Annotated in this window: 24 protein-coding genes and 1 pseudogene; 11 read left to right on the forward strand and 14 right to left on the reverse strand. The window is 52.3% G+C overall.

From position 1 onward, the window contains the following. Positions 1 to 40 precede the first annotated feature (40 nt). Positions 41 to 223 (reverse strand): YoaH family protein, encoded by a 183-nt coding sequence (locus HV318_RS04625; RefSeq protein WP_008500497.1) that lies wholly within the window; start codon positions 221 to 223, stop codon positions 41 to 43. A 61-nt stretch (positions 224 to 284) separates the two neighbouring features. Between HV318_RS04625 and pabB the strand changes: the two genes are divergently transcribed. From pabB to pdeD, 4 genes are all read left to right on the forward strand, one after another. Continuing rightward, a complete protein-coding gene (gene pabB / locus HV318_RS04630; RefSeq protein WP_182271771.1) occupies positions 285 to 1,634 on the forward strand; it encodes an aminodeoxychorismate synthase component 1 in 1,350 nt (449 codons plus the stop codon). Positions 1,635 to 1,637: 3 nt separating this feature from the next. Further along, positions 1,638 to 2,216: a CoA pyrophosphatase gene (locus HV318_RS04635; protein WP_182271772.1), complete on the forward strand. Its 579-nt coding sequence runs from the start codon at positions 1,638 to 1,640 to the stop codon at positions 2,214 to 2,216. A gap of 183 nt (positions 2,217 to 2,399) precedes the next feature. After that, positions 2,400 to 3,764, forward strand: a complete 1,365-nt coding sequence (sdaA, locus tag HV318_RS04640; RefSeq protein WP_182271773.1) for an L-serine ammonia-lyase — start codon at positions 2,400 to 2,402, stop codon at positions 3,762 to 3,764. 130 nt (positions 3,765 to 3,894) lie between these two features. Then, on the forward strand, positions 3,895 to 5,493 hold the full coding sequence (gene pdeD / locus HV318_RS04645; protein ID WP_182271774.1) for a cyclic di-3',5'-guanosine monophosphate phosphodiesterase PdeD: 1,599 nt from the start codon (positions 3,895 to 3,897) through the stop codon (positions 5,491 to 5,493). Between the two features lie 6 nt (positions 5,494 to 5,499). Here the strand turns inward: pdeD and yoaE are convergent, their stop codons facing one another. Beyond that, on the reverse strand, positions 5,500 to 7,059 hold the full coding sequence (yoaE, locus tag HV318_RS04650; protein WP_182271775.1) for a CNNM family cation transport protein YoaE: 1,560 nt from the start codon (positions 7,057 to 7,059) through the stop codon (positions 5,500 to 5,502). A gap of 464 nt (positions 7,060 to 7,523) precedes the next feature. On the opposite strand from yoaE, the gene manX reads away from it, so the two are divergent. The 5 genes from manX (at position 7,524) to mntP (ending at position 11,725) form a co-directional block, all read left to right on the forward strand. Further along, entirely contained in the window at positions 7,524 to 8,486 is a 963-nt protein-coding gene (manX, locus tag HV318_RS04655; protein ID WP_182271776.1) for a PTS mannose transporter subunit IIAB, read from the forward strand. A 47-nt stretch (positions 8,487 to 8,533) separates the two neighbouring features. Then, the gene (locus HV318_RS04660; protein WP_182271777.1) at positions 8,534 to 9,334 is read left to right on the forward strand and encodes a PTS mannose/fructose/sorbose transporter subunit IIC; all 801 of its coding nucleotides are present in this window, start codon (positions 8,534 to 8,536) and stop codon (positions 9,332 to 9,334) included. Positions 9,335 to 9,346: 12 nt separating this feature from the next. Then, positions 9,347 to 10,198, forward strand: coding sequence for a PTS mannose transporter subunit IID (locus HV318_RS04665; protein ID WP_182271778.1), 852 nt, complete (start codon positions 9,347 to 9,349; stop codon positions 10,196 to 10,198). Between the two features lie 103 nt (positions 10,199 to 10,301). Beyond that, positions 10,302 to 10,760: a DUF986 family protein gene (locus HV318_RS04670; protein WP_182271779.1), complete on the forward strand. Its 459-nt coding sequence runs from the start codon at positions 10,302 to 10,304 to the stop codon at positions 10,758 to 10,760. Positions 10,761 to 11,158: 398 nt separating this feature from the next. After that, entirely contained in the window at positions 11,159 to 11,725 is a 567-nt protein-coding gene (gene mntP / locus HV318_RS04675; RefSeq protein WP_182271780.1) for a manganese efflux pump MntP, read from the forward strand. Here mntP and rlmA read toward each other — a convergent pair. The 7 genes and pseudogenes from rlmA to mgrB form a co-directional block, all read right to left on the reverse strand. Next, on the reverse strand, positions 11,722 to 12,537 hold the full coding sequence (gene rlmA / locus HV318_RS04680; protein ID WP_182271781.1) for a 23S rRNA (guanine(745)-N(1))-methyltransferase: 816 nt from the start codon (positions 12,535 to 12,537) through the stop codon (positions 11,722 to 11,724). The two genes, mntP and rlmA, sit on opposite strands and share 4 nt — an antisense overlap. Before the next feature lie 68 nt (positions 12,538 to 12,605). Continuing rightward, complete coding sequence (gene ftsI2 / locus HV318_RS04685) at positions 12,606 to 14,324, reverse strand: peptidoglycan DD-transpeptidase FtsI2/PBP3(PARA) (RefSeq protein WP_182271782.1); 1,719 nt, start codon at positions 14,322 to 14,324, stop codon at positions 12,606 to 12,608. Between the two features lie 219 nt (positions 14,325 to 14,543). Continuing rightward, a complete protein-coding gene (gene cspE, locus HV318_RS04690; RefSeq protein WP_001062678.1) occupies positions 14,544 to 14,753 on the reverse strand; it encodes a transcription antiterminator/RNA stability regulator CspE in 210 nt (69 codons plus the stop codon). A 12-nt stretch (positions 14,754 to 14,765) separates the two neighbouring features. Further along, positions 14,766 to 14,910, reverse strand: a pseudogene (locus HV318_RS04695) (DUF2627 domain-containing protein). 526 nt (positions 14,911 to 15,436) lie between these two features. Beyond that, the gene (locus HV318_RS04700; protein WP_182271783.1) at positions 15,437 to 16,426 is read right to left on the reverse strand and encodes an MBL fold metallo-hydrolase; all 990 of its coding nucleotides are present in this window, start codon (positions 16,424 to 16,426) and stop codon (positions 15,437 to 15,439) included. A gap of 23 nt (positions 16,427 to 16,449) precedes the next feature. Next, positions 16,450 to 16,740, reverse strand: a complete 291-nt coding sequence (locus tag HV318_RS04705) for a YebO family protein (RefSeq protein ID WP_182271784.1) — start codon at positions 16,738 to 16,740, stop codon at positions 16,450 to 16,452. Between the two features lie 74 nt (positions 16,741 to 16,814). Further along, positions 16,815 to 16,958: a PhoP/PhoQ regulatory lipoprotein MgrB gene (gene mgrB / locus HV318_RS04710; RefSeq protein WP_182271785.1), complete on the reverse strand. Its 144-nt coding sequence runs from the start codon at positions 16,956 to 16,958 to the stop codon at positions 16,815 to 16,817. Between the two features lie 160 nt (positions 16,959 to 17,118). Between mgrB and HV318_RS04715 the strand changes: the two genes are divergently transcribed. Continuing rightward, positions 17,119 to 17,358: a YobH family protein gene (locus HV318_RS04715; protein ID WP_182274530.1), complete on the forward strand. Its 240-nt coding sequence runs from the start codon at positions 17,119 to 17,121 to the stop codon at positions 17,356 to 17,358. A gap of 66 nt (positions 17,359 to 17,424) precedes the next feature. On the opposite strand, the gene kdgR is transcribed toward HV318_RS04715, so the two are convergent. After that, positions 17,425 to 18,216: a DNA-binding transcriptional regulator KdgR gene (gene kdgR / locus HV318_RS04720; protein WP_182271786.1), complete on the reverse strand. Its 792-nt coding sequence runs from the start codon at positions 18,214 to 18,216 to the stop codon at positions 17,425 to 17,427. A 178-nt stretch (positions 18,217 to 18,394) separates the two neighbouring features. Between kdgR and HV318_RS04725 the strand changes: the two genes are divergently transcribed. Beyond that, complete coding sequence (locus tag HV318_RS04725) at positions 18,395 to 19,768, forward strand: MFS transporter (RefSeq protein WP_182271787.1); 1,374 nt, start codon at positions 18,395 to 18,397, stop codon at positions 19,766 to 19,768. A 50-nt stretch (positions 19,769 to 19,818) separates the two neighbouring features. Here HV318_RS04725 and htpX read toward each other — a convergent pair whose 3' ends face one another. The 4 genes from htpX to msrC all read right to left on the reverse strand — a co-directional run bounded on the left by htpX (position 19,819) and on the right by msrC (position 24,242). Continuing rightward, entirely contained in the window at positions 19,819 to 20,700 is an 882-nt protein-coding gene (htpX, locus tag HV318_RS04730) for a protease HtpX (RefSeq protein WP_182271788.1), read from the reverse strand. Between the two features lie 193 nt (positions 20,701 to 20,893). Then, complete coding sequence (gene prc / locus HV318_RS04735; RefSeq protein ID WP_182271789.1) at positions 20,894 to 22,942, reverse strand: carboxy terminal-processing peptidase; 2,049 nt, start codon at positions 22,940 to 22,942, stop codon at positions 20,894 to 20,896. A gap of 19 nt (positions 22,943 to 22,961) precedes the next feature. Continuing rightward, a complete protein-coding gene (gene proQ / locus HV318_RS04740; protein ID WP_119937251.1) occupies positions 22,962 to 23,648 on the reverse strand; it encodes an RNA chaperone ProQ in 687 nt (228 codons plus the stop codon). A gap of 96 nt (positions 23,649 to 23,744) precedes the next feature. Beyond that, positions 23,745 to 24,242 (reverse strand): free L-methionine (R)-S-oxide reductase MsrC, encoded by a 498-nt coding sequence (msrC, locus tag HV318_RS04745; protein ID WP_182271790.1) that lies wholly within the window; start codon positions 24,240 to 24,242, stop codon positions 23,745 to 23,747. Positions 24,243 to 24,266: the final 24 nt, after the last annotated feature.

Raw genomic sequence — 24,266 nt, forward strand, 5'->3', positions numbered from 1 at the left:
CCTGCGCTAATAACCCTACTGGGCCAAGCTCTAAGCCCGATTATTCTTCGTCTTCATCCTCGAAACGCGCCACGATCCGCTCACCGGTATGAGTGGCGCGAAGTTCTTCCGCCACCTGGGAAATTGCCTGCCCGCTGCTCATCCCCTGGGACATCAGCTCCTGGATCCGCTCAACTGCTTTCTGCTGCTGCTCGTGGCTCAGAGAAGGTAAACCTGCAAACATTGTCAACTCCTGCTAAATTGTCTGCGCTAATTATTTCACGCTGCCCGGTAGTATGCCACACATGAACATGCGCTTCCCCACTGTTATGACCTTGCCCTGGCGTGTTGACGCCGCTGAGTTCTGGTTTGCTCGCCTGAGCCACCTTCCTTTCGCGATGCTGTTGCACTCCGGTCATGCCGACCATCCCTACAGCCGTTTTGATATTCTGGTTGCCGATCCGGTAGAAACCCTGATAACCCACGGCGGGGTGACGTCTGTTGGGACGCGTCAGTCAACGGACGATCCGCTGATGTTGCTTCAGCAGTCCATTGACGCACTGGGCTTATCCGTAAACCCGGATCCCGATCTTCCCTTCCAGGGCGGCGCTCTGGGGTTGTTCGGCTATGATTTAGGCCGTCGTTTTGAAACACTTCCCGATAATGCGCAGGACGATATCCCGCTGCCGGATATGGCAGTAGGTCTGTACGACTGGGCGTTAATTGTTGACCACCACCGGCAGGTGGTTTCCCTGCTTAGCCACTCGGATGTAAATGCACGTCTGGCCTGGCTGGAATCACAACAACCGGCTTCAGCAACAGACTTCAGCCTGACCTCGAACTGGCGTTCGAACATGACCGCGCAGGAATATGCGCAAAAGTTCTCACGCGTTCAGGCGTATCTGCAAAGCGGTGATTGCTATCAGGTCAACCTCGCCCAGCGCTTTCAGGCGACGTATCAGGGTGATGAATGGCAGGCCTTTACCCGCCTCAACGCCAGTAACCGGGCACCGTTCAGCGCGTTTTTACGTCTGGAACAGGGCGCAATCCTTAGCCTCTCGCCAGAGCGATTTATTCATCTCGCTGAAGGTACCATTCAGACCCGCCCGATCAAAGGTACGCTTCCGCGTCTGGCAGACCCTGAAGCCGATCGTCTGCAGGCGAAAAAGCTGGCCGCATCACCAAAAGACCGCGCCGAAAACCTGATGATTGTTGATCTGATGCGCAACGATATTGGCCGGGTGGCCGTACCGGGAAGCGTGCGGGTGCCTGAACTGTTCGTGGTCGAGCCTTTCCCGGCGGTGCATCATCTGGTCAGCACCATTACCGCACAGTTGCCTGCGTCGCGTACGGCCTGCGATCTCCTGCGCGCCGCGTTTCCGGGAGGCTCCATCACCGGCGCACCCAAAGTGCGGGCGATGGAGATTATCGATGAACTCGAGCCACACCGCCGCAACGCCTGGTGCGGCAGCATTGGCTATGTCAGCCTCTGCGGTACGCTGGATACCAGCATTACCATTCGCACTCTGACCGCCTGCGCGGGCAATATTTACTGTTCTGCCGGTGGCGGAATTGTGGCGGATAGCGAAGTTCAGGCGGAATATCAGGAAACCTTTGATAAAGTTAACCGTATCCTTCAACAACTGGAGACATAACGGGTGGAGAAAGAGAACCTGACGCTGGATGATTTTCTGTCGCGTTTCCAGCTTTTGCGCCCACAGGTGAGCCGAGAAACCCTGAATCGCCGTCAGGCCGCGGTGCTTATCCCGGTGGTGCGCCGCGAACAGCCCGGTTTACTGCTGACACAGCGTTCACCGCACTTGCGCAAACACGCCGGTCAGGTTGCTTTCCCGGGGGGCGCGGTCGACAGTACCGACGCTTCGTTGATTGCTGCCGCGCTGCGTGAAGCACAGGAAGAGGTCGCGATCCCACCGGAGGTCGTCGAGATCATTGGTGTTCTGCCGCCAGTCGACAGTGTCACCGGTTTTCAGGTCACGCCGGTCGTCGGCATTATCCCCCCTGATCTTCAGTATCATGCCAGCGTCGATGAAGTCTCTGCGGTGTTTGAAATGCCGCTGGAAGAGGCTCTTCGTCTCGGGCGCTATCACCCTCTGGACATTCAGCGACGAGGTCATGCACACCGGGTCTGGTTGTCCTGGTATCAGCATTATTTTGTCTGGGGCATGACGGCAGGCATCATTCGTGAACTGGCGCTGCAAATCGGCCTGAAGCCTTGACTATACTTTACATTCGCGAATTTAACGTAAGTTTGCGAGGTGCGTCTCAGCATTAGTAAATCAGGGGTTATCCATTAGTTTAATTCATGTGAATAGTCAAGCCGAGGTCGATGTTCCCTCTTACACTATGCGCAGTTATAACATCGTTACTGGAAACCCGGTAACCCTGTCAGGAGTGTGAAAGTGATTAGTATATTCGACATGTTCAAAGTGGGAATTGGCCCTTCGTCTTCCCATACTGTAGGCCCGATGAAGGCCGGTAAACAGTTCGTCGATGATCTGGTCGAAAAAGGATTACTGGAAAGCGTTACCCGTGTTGCCGTGGATGTTTACGGCTCGCTGTCATTAACGGGTAAAGGCCACCACACCGATATCGCCATTATTATGGGTCTGGCGGGCAACATGCCGGACACCGTTGATATTGATGCCATTCCGGCATTCATCCGCGACGTGGAAACGCGCGGTCGCCTGCTGCTTGCAAACGGCCAGCGCGAAGTGGATTTCCCGCAGGATGATGGCATGCGTTTTCGCAGCGACAACCTGCCGCTGCACGAAAACGGGATGACCATCCACGCGTTTAACGGCGAAAAAGAGATTTACAGCAAAACCTACTACTCCATTGGCGGTGGCTTCATTGTTGATGAAGAGCACTTTGGCAAAGAGAGCGTGGGCGACGTCAGCGTGCCGTATCCGTTTAAATCGGCCACCGAGATGCTGGGTTATTGCAAAGAGAGCGGCCTGTCGCTTTCCGGCATGGTGATGCAAAACGAACTGGCACTGCACAGCAAAAAAGAAATTGAAGACTATTTTGCTAATGTGTGGCAGACCATGCGCGCCTGTATCGACCGCGGTATGAACACCGAAGGTGTGTTACCTGGGCCACTGCGCGTGCCGCGTCGTGCCTCTGCGCTGCGTCGTATGCTGGTGACAACGGACAAATTCTCCAACGACCCCATGAACGTGGTCGACTGGGTGAACATGTTTGCCCTTGCGGTTAACGAAGAAAACGCCGCCGGTGGCCGTGTGGTAACTGCGCCTACCAACGGCGCATGCGGTATCGTTCCGGCGGTACTGGCCTATTACGATCACTTTATTGAGCCTGTCAGCCCGGATATTTACATCCGTTACTTCCTGGCAGCGGGTGCGATTGGCGCGCTGTACAAAATGAACGCATCCATCTCTGGCGCAGAAGTCGGCTGCCAGGGCGAAGTGGGCGTGGCGTGTTCTATGGCAGCAGCTGGCCTTGCAGAACTGCTGGGTGCAAGCCCAGAGCAGGTCTGTGTGGCGGCGGAAATCGGTATGGAACATAACCTCGGTCTGACCTGCGACCCGGTTGCAGGCCAGGTACAGGTACCGTGTATTGAGCGTAACGCTATTGCCTCAGTGAAAGCGATCAACGCCTCTCGTATGGCAATGCGCCGTACCAGCGAACCTCGCGTATCGCTGGATAAGGTTATCGAAACCATGTACGAAACCGGCAAGGACATGAACGCGAAGTACCGCGAAACGTCACGCGGTGGTCTGGCCATTAAGGTGCAGTGCGACTAATACTTCCTTTCGCCCATCTGCAACGGATGGGCGATATTACCTCTCACGTCTCGTCTCCTTCCTCTTTCCCCACTACACTTTCTCTATTGCTTCCGGCTTTTGGGGCTGGTAGCGCATAGAGCGACCGTTCATGCAAAATGCACAAACGATCATTAAAAACTATCGCCGAAAACGCGTTATCGTCTGTGTGACGGTTGCGCTCCTTACGCTCATCCTGACGTTAGGTATTCGTTTTGTTTCACAGCGTAATGCCAATCAGGAGCGGATCCTCGATTTTGCCAGCTATACCGTTCGCTCTCTCGATAACGTACTGCTTTCATTAGAACGCCGCCGGAATCTTCTGCAAACGCTGGTGGGTGAACCTTGCCCGCAGGTGCACCTGGTTTTGCGAAAACAGGCCGCCATTTTGCAGACCGTTCGCTCCATCGCGCTGATTAAAGACGGGATCCTGTACTGCTCCAGTATTTTCGGCAGCCGTAATGTCCTCGTGCGTGATTTTCAACCGGTCTTGCCTGCCAGTAAGCCAAAACTGATTTTGTCGACCGACCAGTGGCTGCTCAAAGGCAGCCCCATTCTGATTCAGTGGACCCCGATTTCCCCGAGCGGTGAAGATGGCGTGATGGAGATCGTCAATATTGATCTCATCACCAGAATGATACTCGAGCCACAGACCCCGCTGATTACCGACGTGGTGCTGACCGTGGGCGATCATTATCTGCGCTATGGTCAACAGGTCACGGAAACCCTGAGCTTTGATGACGGAGATTCGCTTCTGGAGAAGGCGTCGACACACTATCCCTTCTCCATTACGGTCAGCGGGCCAGGCCCTGGTGAAATGGCGTTAATCAACCTGCCAACGCAGTTACCGCTGGGGTTAATGCTGAGCCTGCTGCTGGGCTATATCGCCTGGCTGGCAACTGCGCGCCGCATGAGCTTCACGTGGGAAATTAACATGGGGATCGCGGCACGGGAATTTGAACTTTTTTGCCAGCCGCTGGTGAATGCCCGTACCCAGGACTGCATCGGCGTCGAGATCCTGTTGCGCTGGCATAACCCGCGACAGGGCTGGATCTCACCGGAAGTGTTTATTCCCCTGGCAGAAGAACATAACCTGATTGTTCCTCTGACACGCTACGTCATCATGGAGACCGTGCGTCAGATTGGTTATTTTCCGGCCTCAAACAGTTTTCAGATCGGGATAAATGTGGCTGCCAGCCACTTCCGCCGCGCCACCCTGTTGCAGGATCTGAACCGCGCCTGGTTCAGCGCAAAACCCACTCAACAGCTGATTATTGAACTGACCGAACGCGACGACCTGCTCGACGTCGATTACCGCATTGTTCGGGAGCTGCATCGCGAAGGCGTGAAACTGGCGATTGATGATTTTGGTACCGGGAACAGTTCACTTTCCTGGCTCGAAAAACTCCATCCTGACGTGTTGAAAATTGACAAATCATTCACCACGGCAATTGGTACCGATGCCGTGAACTCGACGGTAACGGACATTATTATTGCGCTGGGTCAGCGGTTGAATATTGAGCTGGTTGCGGAAGGGGTCGAAACAGAGGAACAGTCGCGGTATTTACGCCGACACGGCGTGCATAACCTGCAGGGATTTTTTTATGCGCGACCAATGCCGCTACGGGAATTTCCAAAATGGCTGGCGGAGAGTTCCCCCCCGCCAGCGCACCACAATGGACACATCGTGCCCTTAATGCCGTTGCGTTAAGAAGACTTACTCGTCTTCGTCGTGTGCCGATTGCTCTTTAACAATACGCACCATATCAACGCGATAATCGTTCGCTTCAACAATGGTAATGTGCAAAGGTGGAAGTTCGATCACGTCACCGGTACGCGGGATTTGCCCGTTAACGGAAATCACCAGCCCTGCAACGGTGGCAATGTCTTCATCATCATTGATGACGTTTTCCAGCCCCAGCGTATGCGAGAGCGCGTGCAGGTCGGTCGTTCCCTTCACCAGCCAGCCTTCGCCGTCGGCCACAATTTCTGGCGTTTCGTCTGCATCCGGGAATTCACCGGCAATCGCTTCAAGCACGTCCAGCGGCGTGACCAGCCCCTGCACCACACCAAACTCGTTGGTGACGATGACGAAGCTCCCGCGAGCGCGGCGCAGTACGCCCAGCAGATTGATCGGATCCAGCGTTTCCGGCACCACAATTGCAGGTGATGCGGCCGCGATGGCTTCCACGTTGACGCCCTCTTCCAGCGCCACCAGCAGCTCTTTCGCACGCACCACGCCGATTATCTCATCCAGCTCACCACGACACACCGGGAACAGACTGTGCGGTGAAGAGAGCAGTTGCTGACGGATTTCACTGACGCTCAGGTTGGCATCTACCCAGCTGATTTCACCGCGCGGGGTCATGATACCGCGCAGCGAACGGGAGGCCAGTGAGAGCACGCCGTTGATCATGTAGCGTTCTTCTTCAACGAACGCCCCTTCAGGGACCGGAACCGGGTTACGGCTTTCGTTATCGGACTGTACGGTCACCTGACGACGGCCCCCCATCAGGCGCAGAATGGCATCCGCCGTACGGGCACGCAGCGGCTGATTCGATTGCTGCTTAATGAAGTTACGACGCGCAATCTGGTTAAACAGCTCGATAAGGATCGAGAAGCCAATCGCGGCATACAGGTAACCTTTCGGAATATGGAAGCCAAAACCTTCCGCGACCAGGCTCAGACCAATCATCAGCAGGAAGCTCAGACACAGCACCACGACCGTTGGATGTTGGTTCACGAAACGCGTCAGCGGCTTCGAGGCCAGCAACATCATCGCCATCGCAATCACTACGGCTGCCATCATCACTGGCAGGTGGTTCACCATACCCACCGCCGTGATCACCGCATCCAGCGAGAAGACGGCATCAAGCACCACGATCTGCAATACAACCACCCAGAAGCTGGCATACCCCTTACCGTGACCATCATCGTGCTGTCTGTTTTCCAGCCGTTCGTGCAGTTCGGTTGTGGCCTTGAACAGCAGGAATATCCCCCCCAGCAGCATGATCAAATCGCGGCCAGAGAAGGTGAAATCCATGACGGAAAAAAGCGGTTTCGTCAGCGTCACCATCCACGAGATGACGGACAACAGTGCCAGTCGCATGAACAGTGCCAGCGAGAGACCGATCAGACGCGCTTTATCACGTTGTTTTGGCGGAAGTTTATCCGCAAGGATGGCAATAAACACCAGGTTATCGATGCCGAGAACAATCTCCAGCACCACCAGCGTGAGCAATCCTACCCAGATTGACGGGTCCATTAAGAATTCCATGACAAGCTCCTGCTAAAGGAATGACAAAACGGTGCCCCAATCGGCATGGGCAAATCAATGGTAGACAGCGTTGAAACGTGGCGAGGATCGCCGGTGAAAGAGGCGCAGAACGGCCTGAAAGATGACTGACGTCGGTGACGGTCCATATAGTGGGCTGCTGCCCTATACTCCTGAATAGATAAACGGAGGCTAAACATATCAGAGACAATAATCTTTTGGCAAAGATTTACTTTTTTTTGCAAGAACGCGTCAAAAGACTAAATTTTCGTCGCGTATTTTCTGTGTTTCGAAAGCTAAATTACGGATCTTCATCACATAAATTATTCTTTCACTGTCTAAAATAATTCGCGTAAGTCTTAGTTTATTTAACGATAACCCTTATCTGAATCGATTCGGTTCGCCAGATGCGATTCTCAGTACGACTGCCTGGCAGACGTATTAATGATAATAAAAGGAGGTAGCAAGTGACCATTGCTATTGTCATAGGCACACATGGTTGGGCTGCAGAGCAGTTAATCAAGACGGCAGAGATGCTGTTGGGCGAGCAGGAAAACGTCGGCTGGATCGATTTCGTTCCGGGTGAAAATGCCGAAACGTTGATTGTGAAGTACACCGCTCAACTTGAGAAGCTGGATACCAGCAAAGGCGTGCTGTTTCTCGTTGATACATGGGGCGGCAGTCCGTTTAACGCTGCCAGCCGCATTGTCGTCGATAAAGAGCATTACGAAGTCGTCGCCGGGGTGAACATTCCTATGCTGGTGGAAACCTTCATGGCGCGTGACGATAACCCGAGCTTCGATGAGCTGGTCGCACTGGCTGTCGAGACGGGTCGCGAAGGCGTGAAAGCGCTGAAAGCACAACCGGTTGAAAAACCTGCACCTGCTGCCGTGGCACCAAAGGCCGCAGAACCTGCAAAACCAATGGGCCCGAACGATTATATGGTCATTGGCCTTGCACGTATCGATGACCGTCTGATCCACGGCCAGGTCGCTACGCGCTGGACCAAAGAAACCAACGTTCGCCGCATTATCGTCGTCAGCGACGAAGTGGCCGCCGACACCGTACGTAAAACCCTTCTGACCCAGGTTGCACCACCGGGCGTGACCGCGCACGTTGTGGATGTCGCTAAAATGATCCGCGTTTATAACAACCCGAAATATGCGGGTGAGCGCGTGATGCTTCTGTTCACAAACCCGACAGACGTCGAGCGCATTGTTGAAGGTGGCGTGAAAATCACCTCCGTTAACATTGGTGGTATGGCTTTCCGTCAGGGCAAAACGCAGGTCAACAACGCGATTTCAGTCGATGAAAAAGATATCGAAGCATTCAACAAGCTGAATGCACGCGGTATTGAGCTGGAAGCCCGTAAGGTTTCCACAGATCAGAAACTGAAAATGATGGATTTGATCGGCAAAGTGGGGAAATAAGCCCGCGCCGGTTTTTCACATAAAGATTATGCAATAGGAGAAGTACAATGGAGATTACCACTCTTCAGATTGTGCTGGTGTTCGTCGTCGCATGTATTGCGGGTATGGAATCCGTACTTGATGAATTTCAGTTCCACCGTCCGCTGGTGGCCTGTACGTTGATTGGTGCCGTACTCGGTGATATGAAAACCGGTATCATCATCGGTGGTACCCTGGAAATGATCGCCCTCGGCTGGATGAACATCGGTGCGGCAGTTGCGCCAGATGCTGCTCTGGCATCCATTATTTCAACCGTTCTGGTTATTGCCGGTCACCAAAGTATCGGTGCGGGTATTGCGCTGGCAATCCCACTGGCTGCTGCAGGCCAGGTATTGACCATCATCGTTCGTACTATCACCGTTGCCTTCCAGCACGCGGCAGATAAGGCGGCCGAAAATGGCAACCTCACGGCACTTTCCTGGATCCACGTCTCGTCCCTGTTCCTGCAGGCGATGCGTATCGCCATTCCGGCGGTTATCGTTGCCATCTCTGTCGGCACCAGTGAAGTACAGAGCATGCTGAACGCCATTCCAGAAGTCGTCACCGGCGGTCTGAACATTGCGGGCGGCATGATTGTGGTAGTTGGTTACGCAATGGTCATCAACATGATGCGTGCAGGCTACCTGATGCCATTCTTCTACCTTGGCTTCGTTACCGCTGCGTTCACCAACTTCAACCTGGTTGCTCTGGGTGTGATTGGTGCGGTTATGGCGATTCTCTACATCCAGCTCAGCCCGAAATATAACCGCGTTGCGGGTGCCCCAGCGCAGGCTGCTGGTAATAACTCCCTCGATAACGAACTGGACTAGCAGGTGAGCGAAATGGTTGATATGACAAAAAATACCACTGAGAAAAAACTCACTCCGGGTGATATTCGTGGCGTGTTCATCCGTTCTAACCTGTTTCAGGGTTCATGGAACTTCGAACGTATGCAGGCGCTGGGCTTCTGTTTCTCTATGGTACCGGCCATCAAACGCCTGTATCCAGAGAACAACGAAGCACGTCGTCAGGCGATTAAGCGTCACCTGGAATTCTTCAACACCCACCCTTACGTTGCGGCCCCAGTTCTGGGTGTAACGCTGGCAATGGAAGAGCAGCGTGCAAACGGCGCAGAGATTGACGATGGTGCGATAAACGGTATCAAAGTTGGTCTGATGGGGCCGCTGGCAGGCGTCGGCGACCCTATCTTCTGGGGTACGGTTCGTCCGGTATTTGCGGCACTGGGTGCCGGTATCGCGATGAGCGGCAGCCTGCTCGGCCCTCTGCTGTTCTTCATCCTGTTCAACGCAGTACGTCTGCTGACCCGTTACTACGGCGTAGCTTATGGCTACCGTAAAGGTGTGGACATCGTTAAGGACATGGGCGGTGGCTTCCTGCAAAAACTGACTGAGGGGGCGTCAATCCTCGGCCTGTTTGTCATGGGGGCACTGGTTAACAAATGGACGCACGTGAACATCCCGCTGGTGGTGTCGACCATTACCGGTCAGGATGGACAAACCCGCGTGACCACCGTGCAGACCATCCTGGATCAGTTGATGCCGGGTCTGGTGCCGCTGCTGCTGACCTTCGCCTGCATGTGGTTACTGCGTAAGAAAGTTAACCCACTGTGGATCATCGTTGGCTTCTTCATCATCGGTATCGTAGGCTACGCTGTCGGCCTGCTGGGTCTGTAAGACAACCCTAAATAATTCGAGTTGCAGCCAACGCACATGAAACCTGAAGTATGACGGGCTATACACCGGGGGCTTGCCCCCGGTCTTTTTATCTGGAGGATGAATGACTGTCACGGACATCGTACTGGTTTTGTTTATTGTTGCCCTTCTGGCTTACGCTATCTATGACGAGTTCATCATGCCCCACCGCCACGGCGAAACGCTGCTCTCCCTGCCCCTTTTACGCCGCGGACGCGTTGATGCGTTTATCTTCGCGGGTCTGATAGTCATTCTGATTTACAATAATGTCACCAGCCACGGTGCAATATTAACCACATGGTTATTATGTGCGCTGGCATTAATGGCGATTTATCTGTTCTGGATCCGCACACCCAAAGTCATTTTTAAAAGCCGTGGCTTTTTCTTCGCCAATGTATGGGTAGAATATAACCGCATCAGCGAGATGAATTTATCGGAAGATGGTGTGCTGGTAATGCAATTAGAACAACGCCGCCTGCTTATCCGGGTCAAAAACATTGACGACCTGGAAAAAATATACAAATTACTCGTTAAAACTCAATGAGTTGAATTCATAGCACTGGCTATATATTGTGTTTATTCCACGCAAAAAAAATATAGCCAAAGCTATATTTGGTCATTTTAAAACTCATATTTTTTAACGATATTCTCACGCTTAAATCTAAATGAAAACCGTTATCAACAAGAGAGCGGAATAATACCCTCCGGTTGTTGTTTTATATTCTCAAAATATGTTAAGGTTGCGCCCGTCGTTGGGGAGTAGCTGATTTCCTGTCCGCAGGAAATGTACGTGTCAACATACTCGTTGAAAAACGTGGCGCGTACGGATCGCTTTCAGTGCATTTATGTGCAAAGCGGTCAGGCGAGACCATAGATACATTACCTGCTGTTTACTGGGGGCAGTGATGTGTCATATGGATATCTCCCGGTCTGGACGCTTTTATGAATATCTCTGCAACTGTTCTTCTTGCCTTCGGCATGTCTATGGATGCATTTGCTGCTTCCATCGGTAAAGGTGCCACACTCCACAAACCTAAATTTTCTGAAGCCCTGCGTACTGGCCTGATCTTTGGTGCCATTGAAACGCTGACGCCGCTTATCGGTTGGGGGCTTGGCATGCTGGCCAGTCAGTTTGTGCTGGAGTGGAACCACTGGATCGCCTTTGTGCTGCTGGTATTCCTCGGCGGTCGAATGATCATCGAAGGTTTGCGCGGTAACAGTGATGACGATGAGGAGCCACTGCACCGCCACGGTTTCTGGCTACTGGTGACCACGGCGATTGCCACCAGCCTTGACGCAATGGCTGTGGGTGTCGGTCTGGCGTTCCTGCAGGTGAATATCATCGCCACCGCGTTGGCCATTGGCTGCGCGACGCTGATCATGTCGACGTTGGGAATAATGGTGGGTCGGTTTATCGGCCCGCTGCTGGGTAAGCGAGCCGAGATCCTGGGCGGTATTGTGTTGATTGGTATTGGTGCCCAAATTCTCTGGGCACACTTCGCAGGTTAAACTTCGCGCTGCCAGCAATGGATACTGAAATCCGTCTGGCAGCGAAACTCTGTCTGTTGTGCCAACGTTTCCCACACCTCGGGCTTGGCCCGCCACGCAAACGGCGTCATTTGCAACAACGCCACGGCCTCATCCCCTTTCAGGTTCATTTCATACGCCACAGACTGTTCCTGTTTCAGCGTAAAGCCCGCCAGTTGCTCTGAGTGAGGCGCATGCAGGCGCACTTCATCGTAGATCAACCCTTTCAGTTCCATCAGATGACGTGGGCCAGGCGTGACGGTGATAACCCATCCACCTGGTTTCACGACGCGTGCCAGCTCCTCTGCCTTACAGGGTGCATAGATACGCACAACCGCATCCATGCTGGTATCGTCAAACGGCAACCGGTGGCTGGATGCCACACAGAACGTCACCGCAGAATAGCGCTTTGCCGCTGCGCGAATAGCCACTTTCGACACATCCAGACCGTATGTTTCGGCCCCCTTTTCACCCGCAACCTCTGCAAACGTTGCCGTGTAGTAACCTTCGCCACAGCCGATATCCAGCACGGCACAGGCATTGTCAGCCAGGTTATCACCCAGCATCTGCGCAACGGTATCCCTGAGCGGCTGATAGTGCCCGGCATCCAGAAACGCGCGACGCGCCTGCATCATGTCAGCGCTGTCTCCCGGGTCGCGGGAGCGTTTATGTTGCACGGGCAGAAGATTCACGTACCCTTCTTTCGCCATATCAAACTGGTGCCCCTGTGGACAGGTAAAACTTTTCTCAGAGCGCGTCAACCGCGCGTGGCAAAGGGGACAGCTGAAAGACATGGTGACTCCGGGGCATTCATCAAAGGGCGAAAGTGTACCGCTATTCGCCCCGGTTATAAACGCCTGGGTTAACGCATAACGATAAGGTGATCTGAGTCCGCCGCTAAGCCGTCAGGTTTAACATTTTCCAGACGCAGAACGTTACCCATAATCTCGCTGAAAACGGGTGCGGAAACGGCACCACCGTAGTAATCCCCGTTTTTCGGATCGTTGATCACCACCACCAGTGCAAAATGTGGATCGCTGGCTGGCGCAACGCCGGCAGTATAGGCGACATACTTATCAACATACTTGCCGTCATCACCAATTTTTTTCGCCGTACCGGTTTTAACCGCGACACGATAGTCGCGAACAGCCGCCTTTATGCCGCCGCCGCCAGGTAGCGCAACGCTCTCCATCATGTGTTCCACTTCATGAGCAATCTCTTCCGGCATCACTCTGTGCCCGATAACCGGTGGATCGATGCGGGTGATCGAGAGGGGACGCTCAAGGCCATAGCTGCCGATGGTCGCGTAGACATGCGCCAGTTGAAGCGGTGTCACCATTAAGCCGTAGCCAAAAGCGAAGGTGGCCCTGTCAAGCTGGCTCCAGAACTTGCGCTGTGGTAATAGCCCTGAGCTTTCTCCCGTCAGACCCAGTCCGGTATTGGTGCCAAATCCAAAATTTCTGTAGGTATCAAGCAGATGCTGAATTGGCATGGCGAGAGAGAGGCGAGATACGCCGGTATCGCTCGATTTTTGCAGGATCCCGGTCATTGTCAGTTCGGGATAGTAGCCGACGTCGCGGATACGGTGACCATCAAGCGTATACGGATGAGTGTCGATTACGCTGTCCGGCTGCACCAGCCCCTGCTGTAATGCGGTCATGAGCACGAGCGGCTTGACGGTCGAGCCAGGTTCGAAGGTATCGCTAATCGCACGATTGCGAAAATCGTTTAACGTCGCCCCTTCACGATTATTCGGGTTAAAATCCGGGTAGCTCGCCATCGCGAGAATTTCACCCGTCTGGATATTAATTAAAACCGATGCGCCCGACTCAGCTTTATTCCATGCCACTGCATTATCGAGTGCATCTTCAGTGATGGTTTGCAGGCGTTCATCAATACTCAGTTGGATAGTATGTGCAGGGACGGGTGAAATTTCGGTCAGGTTCTCAACCACCCGTCCGTAACGGTCTTCCCTTACCTGTCTCACCCCCGCCTTACCCATAAGTTGAGTGTTAAAACTTTTCTCTACACCTTCAATACCCTGCCCATCAATATTGGTGAAACCAATAAGGTTCGCCGCAATGTGTCCGGCCGGATAAAAACGACGGGACTCATCGCGTAAATTAATACCCGGTAAATTCAGCTTATCTATCCACTGTGCCTGAGAAGGATCGACCTGGCGCGCGAGGTAGATAAATCGCCCCTGCGGGTTGTTGTTAATCCGCGATGAAAGCGTGCCAAGAGAGAGATGCAACGCATTCGCCAGAGCCTGCCAGCGATCATCAAAACCTACACCGCCTTTTGCCAGCACCGTTTTTGGGTCAGCCCATACGGCCCTGACCGGCACACTCACCGCCAGTGGTCGCCCCTCGCGATCGACAATCATCCCACGCGGGGCGTCGATCTCGACTTCACGCAGCGAACGCATGTCTTCCTGCTTAACCAGATTGTCTGGTTTAACAATTTGTAGCCAGGCAACACGTCCCAGCAAAAACGCCAGACTACAAAAAATGGCAAAACACAGCAGAGCAAAACGCACCGGGGTAAAATTTCCGGTGGTCGGTATCGTTTTCTTTTTCACCTGAACCCCAGGACTGTTAAACAACGCCCTGATTTAACGGGAAAAGCGGATATAAAGGAGGGAAAACAGTGCTACTAATCTCGCAGCTTTGCAACAAGTTGCTAACAAGAGAGGCGTTCGTAATATTTTGAAAAATAACGTTATAAAAAAGCCCCGCAGGATGCGAGGCTTTATATCTGAAAACGAAGTGCAAAAGCACTTCCGTCAGCAGTGGTTCGATCAGATAGCAGTTACGTTAACTGCAGCTGGGCCTTTCTGGCCGTCCTGAATTTCGAACTCAACGTTCTGGCCTTCAGCCAGAGTTTTGAAGCCGTTACCCTGGATTGCAGAGAAGTGTACGAACACGTCTTTGCTGCCGTCAGCAGGAGTAATGAAACCAAAACCTTTAGACTCGTTGAACCACTTAACTTGACCTTTAATCTTTGCCATTTGCAAAATTCCTTAGAGTGTTTTCTTAGCCCGCAGGCATTGACTGAGATAAAACTGAGACATTACTGCTTGAGGCACTAATATAAGGTTCGGCAGAGAAGCGGTATTCAACGACAACGTTTTTACTCAGGACTTCTTTACTGAAAATGCCACACATAAACAGAACTGTACCTCGTTTGACCCAAAACGTGTTATCACACACAACGTTTAATATGGCAAGCCATTTTTAAACGTGTCTCGATCTGCCGCACAAATTCAAACACTGCCCTGCAAGTACCTGCACAATTATGCGCAATGCTCATGGACAGTGTGACGCCTCTACACAGACTTCGCGTTACGTTCATAACCGCTGTAATCTGAGACTTTTTTACCATAGCTCAATCACTTCAGTGCGTCCAGAGCCGAAGAGAAGAATCCTTGCTACAAGCATTGAGTTAGAACAATTTGTGAAAAGTTATGCTGAAACATTACAACGCACCTGCAATGTTACAATGAAAAAAAGATGCTAATAGATACCGTTTAACTGTATTAAAAACCACCAATTAATAAGCAGGGTTATGCACCAAAATAATGAAATTTTTATGACCCTGCCTCAAAAGAAGGCAAGCAAAACGTTTCGATAAAAATAAAATATTCACCAATGGGTTCAAATGCAGAATATATGCAACAAAACAGCGAGGTGTTTACAAGGATAAATATTCACCAATTTTCAGTATCATGAATGAATTATTAACTGGTGCTAAATTAACAAGCGCCCGGGTCAACTCCTGAACCGGTTCATCGAGGGACTCGTCTGCCAGTTCAAACACGCCCCAGTGAATGGGAAATGCCAGAGGGCAGTCAAGTTGTTGCCACAACGCAACAGCAGACTGTGGATCCATGTGATGCACAGCCATGAACCATTCTGGAGCATACGCGCCTATCGGCAACGCTGCTGCGTCAATTTTGCCAAGCCGTTCCGGTATCAATAACAGCTCAGGCGAATAACCTGTGTCACCGCTAAACCAGAAACGGTGCTGTCGCCCTTCAAAGACCCAACCGCACCACAGGGAACGGTTTCGGTTCCACGGTGTCCGCATACTCCAGTGCTGTGCGGGCACGGCGGTCAGGGTTATCCCCTGCCAGGTGATGCTCTGCCACCAGTCGAGTTCAACAATGCGTCTGGCTCCCCGACGACGAAACCAGTCCGCCAGGCCTAAAGGGACAAACAGGCTCACGTCAGGAAAGCGTTTCAGGATACGGCGAATCGTCGCGTTATCGAGATGATCGTAATGGTTATGAGAGATCACCACCGCATCAAGTTGCGAAAGGTGTTCAACAGAAATAGCGTGAGGTGTTTTGCGCTGTGGCCCTAAAAACGGAAGCGGTGAAGCGCGCTGTGAAAAAACCGGATCGGTGAGGAGGGTATTGCCATCCATCTGCAGCAGCAAACTCGCGTGCCCCAGCCACCATACCCCGTCGCCCTGCGGTTGATTCAGTTCGGCAGGCTGCCACCACTGACGAATGAATGCGTCATAACCGAGCGCAGGAGGCTTAGGCAAGCCCGCAACTTTGCGCGCCTTACGCCAGCGGTCAACGTCACCAGCCTGGTGCCCTACCGGATAGGTATTACGAAAACCATCTGGTGTGTGATGCTTCAGGGAGGGGTCATACCAGGGATTTTTCCAGACCATAACCACCTCCCGGGACAGACAGATTAACGTTCAGCCACCAGGCGGATAAAATCGTCTTCGCCTTCTTTGTCTTCAGCTACCGCTTCTTGCGGGGCTGCTTTCTCTTCAGGTTCATTCGCTTCGCACAGACGACGTAGCAGTGCATTCTGACGCTTTTGCTGATCGAGCAGCGCTTCCAGCAGTTCGATCTGCTCGTTAGTACGAGAACTGACGCGGTTCACGAAAAACCAAATAACCAGACCCGCAACCAGAACAACCAAAGAGATCACCAGGGACGCCATATTCAGCAGCCCTGAATTCAGTAACTCACCCATTTCACCACCTCAATAAAAACGTTCATTTTACCACTGGCGCGAAGGAAGGAAATCACCTTTAGAAAAAATGCGTGCTACCACGGAATAAACTTATTGATTGCGCAAACGCCACTAAAAAACTGTACATCCTGATCGCACATCACATTGATAGTCTGCGTCCACAGCACTACGCATGCTATCAGCACAATAATCAGAATTATCCAGCGTATTTTTTTCACTCCACACTCCGTCTTAAGGCCTGAAGTTACCAGGTTATCACGCTTATCTTAAACAGGGACTAACTGTAACTTCATCAAGCTCTTTTCAGAATCATGTACTTGTTTCATTACGTAAACAGGTTACGCTTAAGAGCATGACAACGAAGAAAAAGAGGCAATGATGCGTTTAATCATTCGAACCCTTATTGCGCTGGCCGTGCTATGGACTGGCCTTCTGCTAACCGGTTACGGTGTCCTTGTGGGCAGCACCGAAAACGCGGCTGGGTTAGGTATCCAGTGCAAATACCTGACAGCCCAGGGTGTAAGCACAGCACAGTATCTGCATTCTGACAGCGGTATTTTCGGGTTATCGAATTGCCCGGTGTTCCGTAAAATGACCGTCGTGGTCGATAACGGGTAACACTCTGCCAGACGTAACCATAAAAAACGCCGCAAAAAATGCGGCGTTTTTTATTCTCAACGACGGTTAAAACGGATAGTCGTTGTAACCCATCTGCTCAGAAATTTTGCGCGCAGCGGTATGAAGAATAGCAACATATTCACGCAGACGCTCTTCCGAGAAACGCAGCGTCGGGAAGGAGATACTCAGCCCCGCAATGACAACGCCAAAACGGTCGAATACAGGAACACCGATACAGCGCAGCCCTTCTTCCTGCTCTTCATTATCTTCGCCATAACCCTGCTCACGCACTTTATCGAGCACGACCATTAACTCATCAGTATTAGTAATGGTTCGCTCAGTGCTGCGCTTGTATTCCACGCCTTCGAGGATCTGCTTCACCTCTTCACGGTCACGCCATGCCAGCAGAACTTTACCAATTGCAGTGCTATACAGTGGGTTACGGCGGCCAATGCGCGAATACATGCGCAGGCTGTACATGGAGTCAATTTTATGGATGTAAACAATGCTGTCTTCATCCATCGCCCCCAGGTGGATGGTCTCTTTCGTCAGGCGGGAAATTTCACGCATCTGAATATCTGCGCTACGGATCAGATCAACGTTTTGCAGCGCGCGGGCACCTAATTCGAACAGTTTTAGCGTCAGAGAATACTTTTCAGATTCGCCTTCCTGTGCAACATATCCCAGGGACTTCATGGTTTGTAAAAAGCGATAAACAGTGCTTTTCGACATCATTACACGCTGTGATAACTCTGTAATACCTATTTCACGCTCTTCTCCGAGCGCCTGTAAGATGCCGAACACCTTCAACACGGAAGAAACAGAATCTGGCTGCTTATCCAAATCTGCGATTGCCATTTATCACCTCATAGAGAGTGTTTTATAAAAATCAGAACCTGTTTTTATTATAAATTCCCGTCATGTTACCTGCAATCAATCCCCGTTTGCTTCGTTACAAATCTGCTGCATAAAGAGGCATTAATAATGCTAAAATAGTTACCATGAGAATAATTTCACACTGAGCTTTTCACTCGTAATGGAAAAAAACCTTTCCGATGGTCTGCCTTTGCCCCAGCGATACGGCGCTATTGCGACAATTATCATCGGTATTTCGATGGCCGTCCTTGACGGTGCAATTGCCAACGTTGCCCTGCCAACCATTGCCAGCGACCTTCATGCTTCTCCCGCCAGCTCCATCTGGATCGTCAACGCCTACCAGATGGCGATTGTTGTTTCCCTGCTCTCACTCTCTTTTCTGGGTGATATGTTCGGTTATCGCCGGATCTACCAGTGCGGGTTGGCTGTATTTACGCTAACCTCGCTTTTCTGCGCCCTTTCAGATTCACTGCATACCCTGACGCTCGCCCGAATTGCGCAAGGGTTTGGCGGCGCAGCGTTGATGAGTGTAAACACCGCATTGATTCGTTTAATCTATCCGTCACACCAGTTGGGCCGCGGTATGGGGATCAACTCATTCATCGTGGCCGTATCGTCAGCCGCCGGGCCGACAATTGCGGCCGCAATTCTCTCTGTCGCCTCATGGCAATGGCTGTTTGCGATTAACGTACCGCTGGGCATCGTGGCACTCTTCTTTGCGCTGCGCTATCTCCCGGCGAACGGCTCTAAAAACACAACCACACGCTTTGACCTGCCGGGTGCAGTAATGAATGCGCTGACATTTGGCCTGCTTATTACCGCTCTTGGCGGTTTTGCGCAAGGCCAGTCACTCATGCTTACCGGGGCAGAGCTCGTCGCCCTGCTGGTGATCGGTTTCTTCTTTGTACGACGCCAGCTGGCTTTACCGGTGCCGCTATTACCGGTGGATCTGCTACGAATTCCGTTGTTTTCGCTGTCTATCTGTACCTCAGTCTGCTCGTTTTGCGCCCAGATGCTGGCGCTGGTCTCCCTGCCCTTCTTCCTGCAAAGCGTGGTTGGACGTTCAGAAGTTGAGACCGGGCTGCTGTTAACACCGTGGCCGCTGGCGACAATGGTGATGGCTCCGCTGGCGGGGTATTTGATTGAGCGCGTGCATGCCGGATTGCTTGGCGCACTGGGGTTGATTGTGATGGCGACAGGGCTTTTCGCGCTGGCGCTGCTCCCGTCGTCACCCTCCGATCTGGATATTATCTGGCGTATGATCCTGTGCGGCGCGGGTTTTGGCCTGTTCCAGTCACCTAATAACCACACCATTATTACTTCAGCACCACGCCATCGCAGTGGTGGAGCCAGCGGTATGCTGGGAACCGCGCGCCTGCTGGGGCAAAGCACCGGTGCGGCCCTGGTCGCCCTGATGTTTAACCTTGCCGGACAAAATGGTAACCACATTGCACTCCTTACCGCAGGAACCCTTGCCACCATCGCCGCTATCATCAGTGGGCTCCGCATCACTCAGCCCAGAGTACAGGCATAAAAAAACCGGGCGGAGTGTTCTCCTGCCCGGTTCATTACAACTCTTCAGCGTTACTTCAGGTATTCCCCGCTGCGCAGCGCTTCAATGCGTTTATCCAGCGGCGGGTGAGACATAAACATTTCGCTCAGCGATTTCGATTTACCGTTAATGCAGAATGCCATCATGCTGGTGGCTTCCTGTGGCTCGTAACTGGTTTTCAGACGCTGCAACGCTGCAATCATCTTCTCACGCCCTACCAGTTTTGCAGAGCCGGCATCCGCGTGGAATTCACGGTGGCGGGAGAACCACATTGTAATGATGCTTGCCAGAATACCGAATACCAGCTCCAGAACCATCGAAACAGCGAAATAGATCAGCGGGTTGCCGTTGCTCTCTTCACCGTCGTCGCGGTTGCCACCCATAAATCCAGCGGCAATTTGCGCCAGAATACGGGAAATGAAGATAACGAAGGTGTTCACTACGCCCTGAATCAGGGTCATGGTCACCATGTCACCGTTCGCGATATGGCTGATTTCGTGAGCGATGACCGCTTCAGCTTCATCACGGCTCATGTTCTGCAACAGACCGGTGCTGACAGCAACCAGTGACGCATCGCGACGGGCACCCGTGGCAAAGGCGTTGATATCCGGTGCATGATAAATCGCCACTTGCGGCATAGCGATCCCGGCCTGCTGGGATTGCTGTGCAACCGTATTCATCAGCCACTGCTCCATATCGTTGCGCGGCTGTTCAATAACCTCACCACCTACCGATTTCAGCGCCATCCATTTCGACATGAGAAGCGAAACGAAAGAGCCCCCGAAACCAAACAGCAGCGCCATAATCAACAGACCCTGAACGCTGCTCGACCGAATTCCTGTCAGGCTTAGCACCAGCCCGAAAACCACCATAACCGCCAGGTTGGTGAGCAGGAAGAGCGCGATTCGCATCATAATTTTCTTTTAACCTCAGTTTAACAAAACGCACTATGCGATTACCCACATCGTATGGGTATTGTGGCTATTTTCAAGTATCCAGCATGTGTAAGTCACCAGAAAGACACAACTTTACACAATTGAAAATCTGATTGACGGGAGGATGCAGAACTTAAAAAAACAGGCACAATTTCTTGTGCCTGTCGGGAGATTATTTTGCCGGAGCAGGTTGCACGGCAGGTTTGTCTTTTTCCTGATTCGCCAGGTCGAGAGCGATATGAACCGTCTCGTCCAGATACGGATCGGGCTCCTGGTAATCTTTAGGCAGATCGTCCAGTTTCTTGAGCAAAGGCTTACCTTCACGTTTGAAACGATCGTTGATACGCGCCAGACGTGTTGCATCGTCTTCCGCGTTCTCTTTCTCACGCTGAGCGTAGTTAAGAGACACAATATTCCGTTTATCTTTCATGGCATTGAAACGAGCAATGTCTTTCATGATGTACTGGAATTCCGGATCTTTCGCGATACGATCGTTATGATCTTTCAGCAATTCAGGGCCAAACTGCGTCATATCACCTGATTTCACGTAAGTCGCGGCATTGATGCTATCCCACGGCAACGCGTTATCTTCAAACTTCTCGCCGGTTTCAGTCTCTTCCGTGCCTGTCGGCATCATGATGTCCGGCGTTACGCCTTTACGCTGCGTACTGCCGCCGTTCACGCGGTAGAACTTCTGAATGGTGTACTGTACAGAACCCAGTGCCGGCCATTCCGGACGCAGCATCTGATCGTAGATACGATTCAGAGAGCGATACTGCTGAACGGTACCTTTACCGAACGTCGGCTCACCCACGATCAGCGCACGGCCATAGTCCTGCATTGCCGCGGCAAAGATTTCAGATGCAGAAGCACTGAAGCGGTCGACCAGAACCACCAGCGGGCCTTTATAGTAGACCACACCATCGTTGTCGGCATCTTCGCGTACTTTACCGTTGTTATCACGCACCTGAACCACCGGGCCAGACGGGATAAACAGGCCTGACAGAGAAACCGCTTCGGTCAGTGCCCCGCCGCCGTTACTGCGCAGGTCAATGATCACGCTGCTGACATTCTGCTTCTCAAGCTTCTGCAGTTGCACTTTCACATCGTCGGTCAGACCAACGTAGAAGCCAGGGATATCAAGAACACCCACCTTCTCTTTACCCACGGTTTTCACCGACATTTTCACCGCGCGATCTTCCAGGCGGATACGCTCACGCGTCAGGGTAACGATACGGGTTTTGGTGCCTTTGCCTGCAGGCAACACTTCCAGGCGAACTTTGCTACCTTTCGGACCTTTAATCAGCGCAACCACATCATCCAGACGCCAGCCGATCACGTCGACCATGTTCTGGCCGGTTTGCCCGACACCCACAATGCGGTCACCAACGCTAATCGCTTTGCTTTTCGACGCCGGGCCACCAGCAACCATCGAGTTGATCACGGTGTAATCATCGTCCATCTGCAGCACCGCACCAATACCTTCCAGAGACAAGCTCATTTCGGTATTGAACTGTTCGGTATTACGCGGGGAGAGATAGTTGGTGTGCGGGTCGATTTCGTGAGCAAAAGCGGTCATCGCCAGTGAGAACACATCTTCACTGTTGGTTTGCGCCAGACGACGAATGGCCGATTTATAACGACGCGTCAGCGTGTCACGGATCTCTTTTTCGTCTTTGCCAGCGAGCTTAAGGCTCAGCTCGTCATATTTTACCTTTCCGTCCCACAGCGCATTCAGTTCGGCTTCATCTTTCGGCCACGGTGCTTTACTGCGGTCCAGATTAAAGGTGTCGTTGCCGGTGAAGTCCATCGGACGTTCCAGCACTTTCAGCGCATACTGGTAACGCTCAAAGCGACGCTTTTGCGACAGGTTATACAGATCGTAGAACAGGTCCAGTTTGCCGGAGCGCAGCTCGTCACCCACGTCGGATTTGCGTTTTGCGAACTGCTCGACATCGCTGGCAAGCAGTACGTTATGGCTGTAATCCAGCAAGTTCAGATAGCGGTCAAAGATTTTGGCCGAAAAGGCCTGATCGAGATCGAACTGACGATAGTGCGAACGAGTGAAGCGTGACGTCACACGCTCACTCACCGTCGCGTGTTGCGTTTCTTCCTTCAATACCGGAATTTGATCAACACGCGTGATATCGTCCACTGCGAAAGCATGGCCTGTTATGGCAAACAGACCCGCCAGCGCGGTGAGCTTAAAAAAAGTGTTCATGCCAGGCTTGGCCTCCGTTTCAGAACAACAAGTGTTCTGCGCGTACAATCATTGACATACCAGAAGTCAGCTGTACACGAACGCCATCTTTGGTGATTTCCAGTACGGTGGCGTCCATCGCATTGTTACCCGCTTTTACCTTCAGCGCCTGACCTACGCTCAGTGCGTTAATGTCAGAAACCGGGGTATGGCGCTGCTCTTCACGAGGCGCACGCGGGGCTTTCGCTGCTGGTTTGTCAGCACGCGGTTTGCGATCGTTATTCTCATTGCGACGCGGTGCAGGACGCGGTTTACGCTCACGACGAGGTGCGTCTTCCTGACCGTTTGCCGCTGCTGCTTCACGCTTTTTCGCTTGCTGTTCAGCACGTTGTGCCTGAACGCGTGCTTTGGCTTCTTCCAGCTGCTTACGCGCGTGCTCAACGTGCTGCTCATCCAGCTCACCGCAAGGGTTGCCGTCGAGATCAACACGGGTCGCGCCCGCTTTGATACCGTACAGGTAACGCCAGCTCGAAGTATAAAGACGTAAGGCGGAACGAAGCTGAGTTTTGCTGAGGTTCATTTCCCCCTCAACACGTGCCACCAGATCCTGAAAAATACCGACTTTCAGGGGACGAGCTTCACCTTCAGCGCTGAAGCACTGTGGGAAACGCTCGGCCAGAAATGCGATAACTTCTTTACTGCTATTCAACTTAGGTTGATTTTCCATGAAATTTCCTGATTACAACGGACGTTGCCAACAAGCGCAGGCATGAACAGGCGTCATTATAATGACGCTATCAGTAAATGCTACGTTATCCGTTGATTATCCTGCGACGCTCGCAAAGAATTTTTGATAATCGGTTGCTGCAAGAACGTTTTCCAGGTTCGCTACCAGCTCGCGCAGCCCTTGTTCGTCCTCGGTTGTAAAGCGACTGAAGACCGTACTGTCGATATCCAGAACGCCAATAATCTGATTTTTCACCACCAGCGGAAGGACGATTTCGGCGTTGCTGGTCGCATCGCAGGCAATGTGCCCATCAAAGGCATGAACATCTTCTACGCGCTGAACCTGATTTGTCGCAACAGCGGTGCCACACACTCCGCGTCCCACCGGAATACGCACGCAGGCAATTTTCCCCTGGAATGGCCCAAGCACCAGCGTTTCACCTTCAAGAAGATAAAAACCGGCCCAGTTCACACCAGACAGACGCTCAAACAGTAACGCACTTGTATTTGCCAGAGTGGCTAAGAAGCTGGTTTCACCTGCCATCAATGCCTTAAAATCGCGGTTAAGATCCGCGTAGAATTCTGTTTTGTTCATTATTCAATCACTTGGTTGTCTTAC

It is taken from the genome of Enterobacter sp. RHBSTW-00901 (assembly GCF_014103115.1).
GTDB lineage: Bacteria > Pseudomonadota > Gammaproteobacteria > Enterobacterales > Enterobacteriaceae > Enterobacter > Enterobacter cloacae_P.

What these genes read in the sequence shown, in the direction of transcription:
- HV318_RS04625 (WP_008500497.1), bottom strand. Translation starts at nt 223, where the DNA reads ATGTTTGCAGGTTTACCTTCTCTGAGCCACGAGCAGCAGCAGAAAGCA.
- pabB (WP_182271771.1), top strand. Translation starts at nt 285, where the DNA reads ATGAACATGCGCTTCCCCACTGTTATGACCTTGCCCTGGCGTGTTGAC.
- pdeD (WP_182271774.1), top strand. Translation starts at nt 3,895, where the DNA reads ATGCAAAATGCACAAACGATCATTAAAAACTATCGCCGAAAACGCGTT.
- yoaE (WP_182271775.1), bottom strand. Translation starts at nt 7,059, where the DNA reads ATGGAATTCTTAATGGACCCGTCAATCTGGGTAGGATTGCTCACGCTG.
- HV318_RS04660 (WP_182271777.1), top strand. Translation starts at nt 8,534, where the DNA reads ATGGAGATTACCACTCTTCAGATTGTGCTGGTGTTCGTCGTCGCATGT.
- HV318_RS04665 (WP_182271778.1), top strand. Translation starts at nt 9,347, where the DNA reads ATGGTTGATATGACAAAAAATACCACTGAGAAAAAACTCACTCCGGGT.
- HV318_RS04670 (WP_182271779.1), top strand. Translation starts at nt 10,302, where the DNA reads ATGACTGTCACGGACATCGTACTGGTTTTGTTTATTGTTGCCCTTCTG.
- mntP (WP_182271780.1), top strand. Translation starts at nt 11,159, where the DNA reads ATGAATATCTCTGCAACTGTTCTTCTTGCCTTCGGCATGTCTATGGAT.
- rlmA (WP_182271781.1), bottom strand. Translation starts at nt 12,537, where the DNA reads ATGTCTTTCAGCTGTCCCCTTTGCCACGCGCGGTTGACGCGCTCTGAG.
- cspE (WP_001062678.1), bottom strand. Translation starts at nt 14,753, where the DNA reads ATGGCAAAGATTAAAGGTCAAGTTAAGTGGTTCAACGAGTCTAAAGGT.
- HV318_RS04700 (WP_182271783.1), bottom strand. Translation starts at nt 16,426, where the DNA reads ATGGTCTGGAAAAATCCCTGGTATGACCCCTCCCTGAAGCATCACACA.
- HV318_RS04705 (WP_182271784.1), bottom strand. Translation starts at nt 16,740, where the DNA reads ATGGGTGAGTTACTGAATTCAGGGCTGCTGAATATGGCGTCCCTGGTG.
- HV318_RS04715 (WP_182274530.1), top strand. Translation starts at nt 17,119, where the DNA reads ATGCGTTTAATCATTCGAACCCTTATTGCGCTGGCCGTGCTATGGACT.
- kdgR (WP_182271786.1), bottom strand. Translation starts at nt 18,216, where the DNA reads ATGGCAATCGCAGATTTGGATAAGCAGCCAGATTCTGTTTCTTCCGTG.
- HV318_RS04725 (WP_182271787.1), top strand. Translation starts at nt 18,395, where the DNA reads ATGGAAAAAAACCTTTCCGATGGTCTGCCTTTGCCCCAGCGATACGGC.
- htpX (WP_182271788.1), bottom strand. Translation starts at nt 20,700, where the DNA reads ATGATGCGAATCGCGCTCTTCCTGCTCACCAACCTGGCGGTTATGGTG.
- prc (WP_182271789.1), bottom strand. Translation starts at nt 22,942, where the DNA reads ATGAACACTTTTTTTAAGCTCACCGCGCTGGCGGGTCTGTTTGCCATA.
- proQ (WP_119937251.1), bottom strand. Translation starts at nt 23,648, where the DNA reads ATGGAAAATCAACCTAAGTTGAATAGCAGTAAAGAAGTTATCGCATTT.
- msrC (WP_182271790.1), bottom strand. Translation starts at nt 24,242, where the DNA reads ATGAACAAAACAGAATTCTACGCGGATCTTAACCGCGATTTTAAGGCA.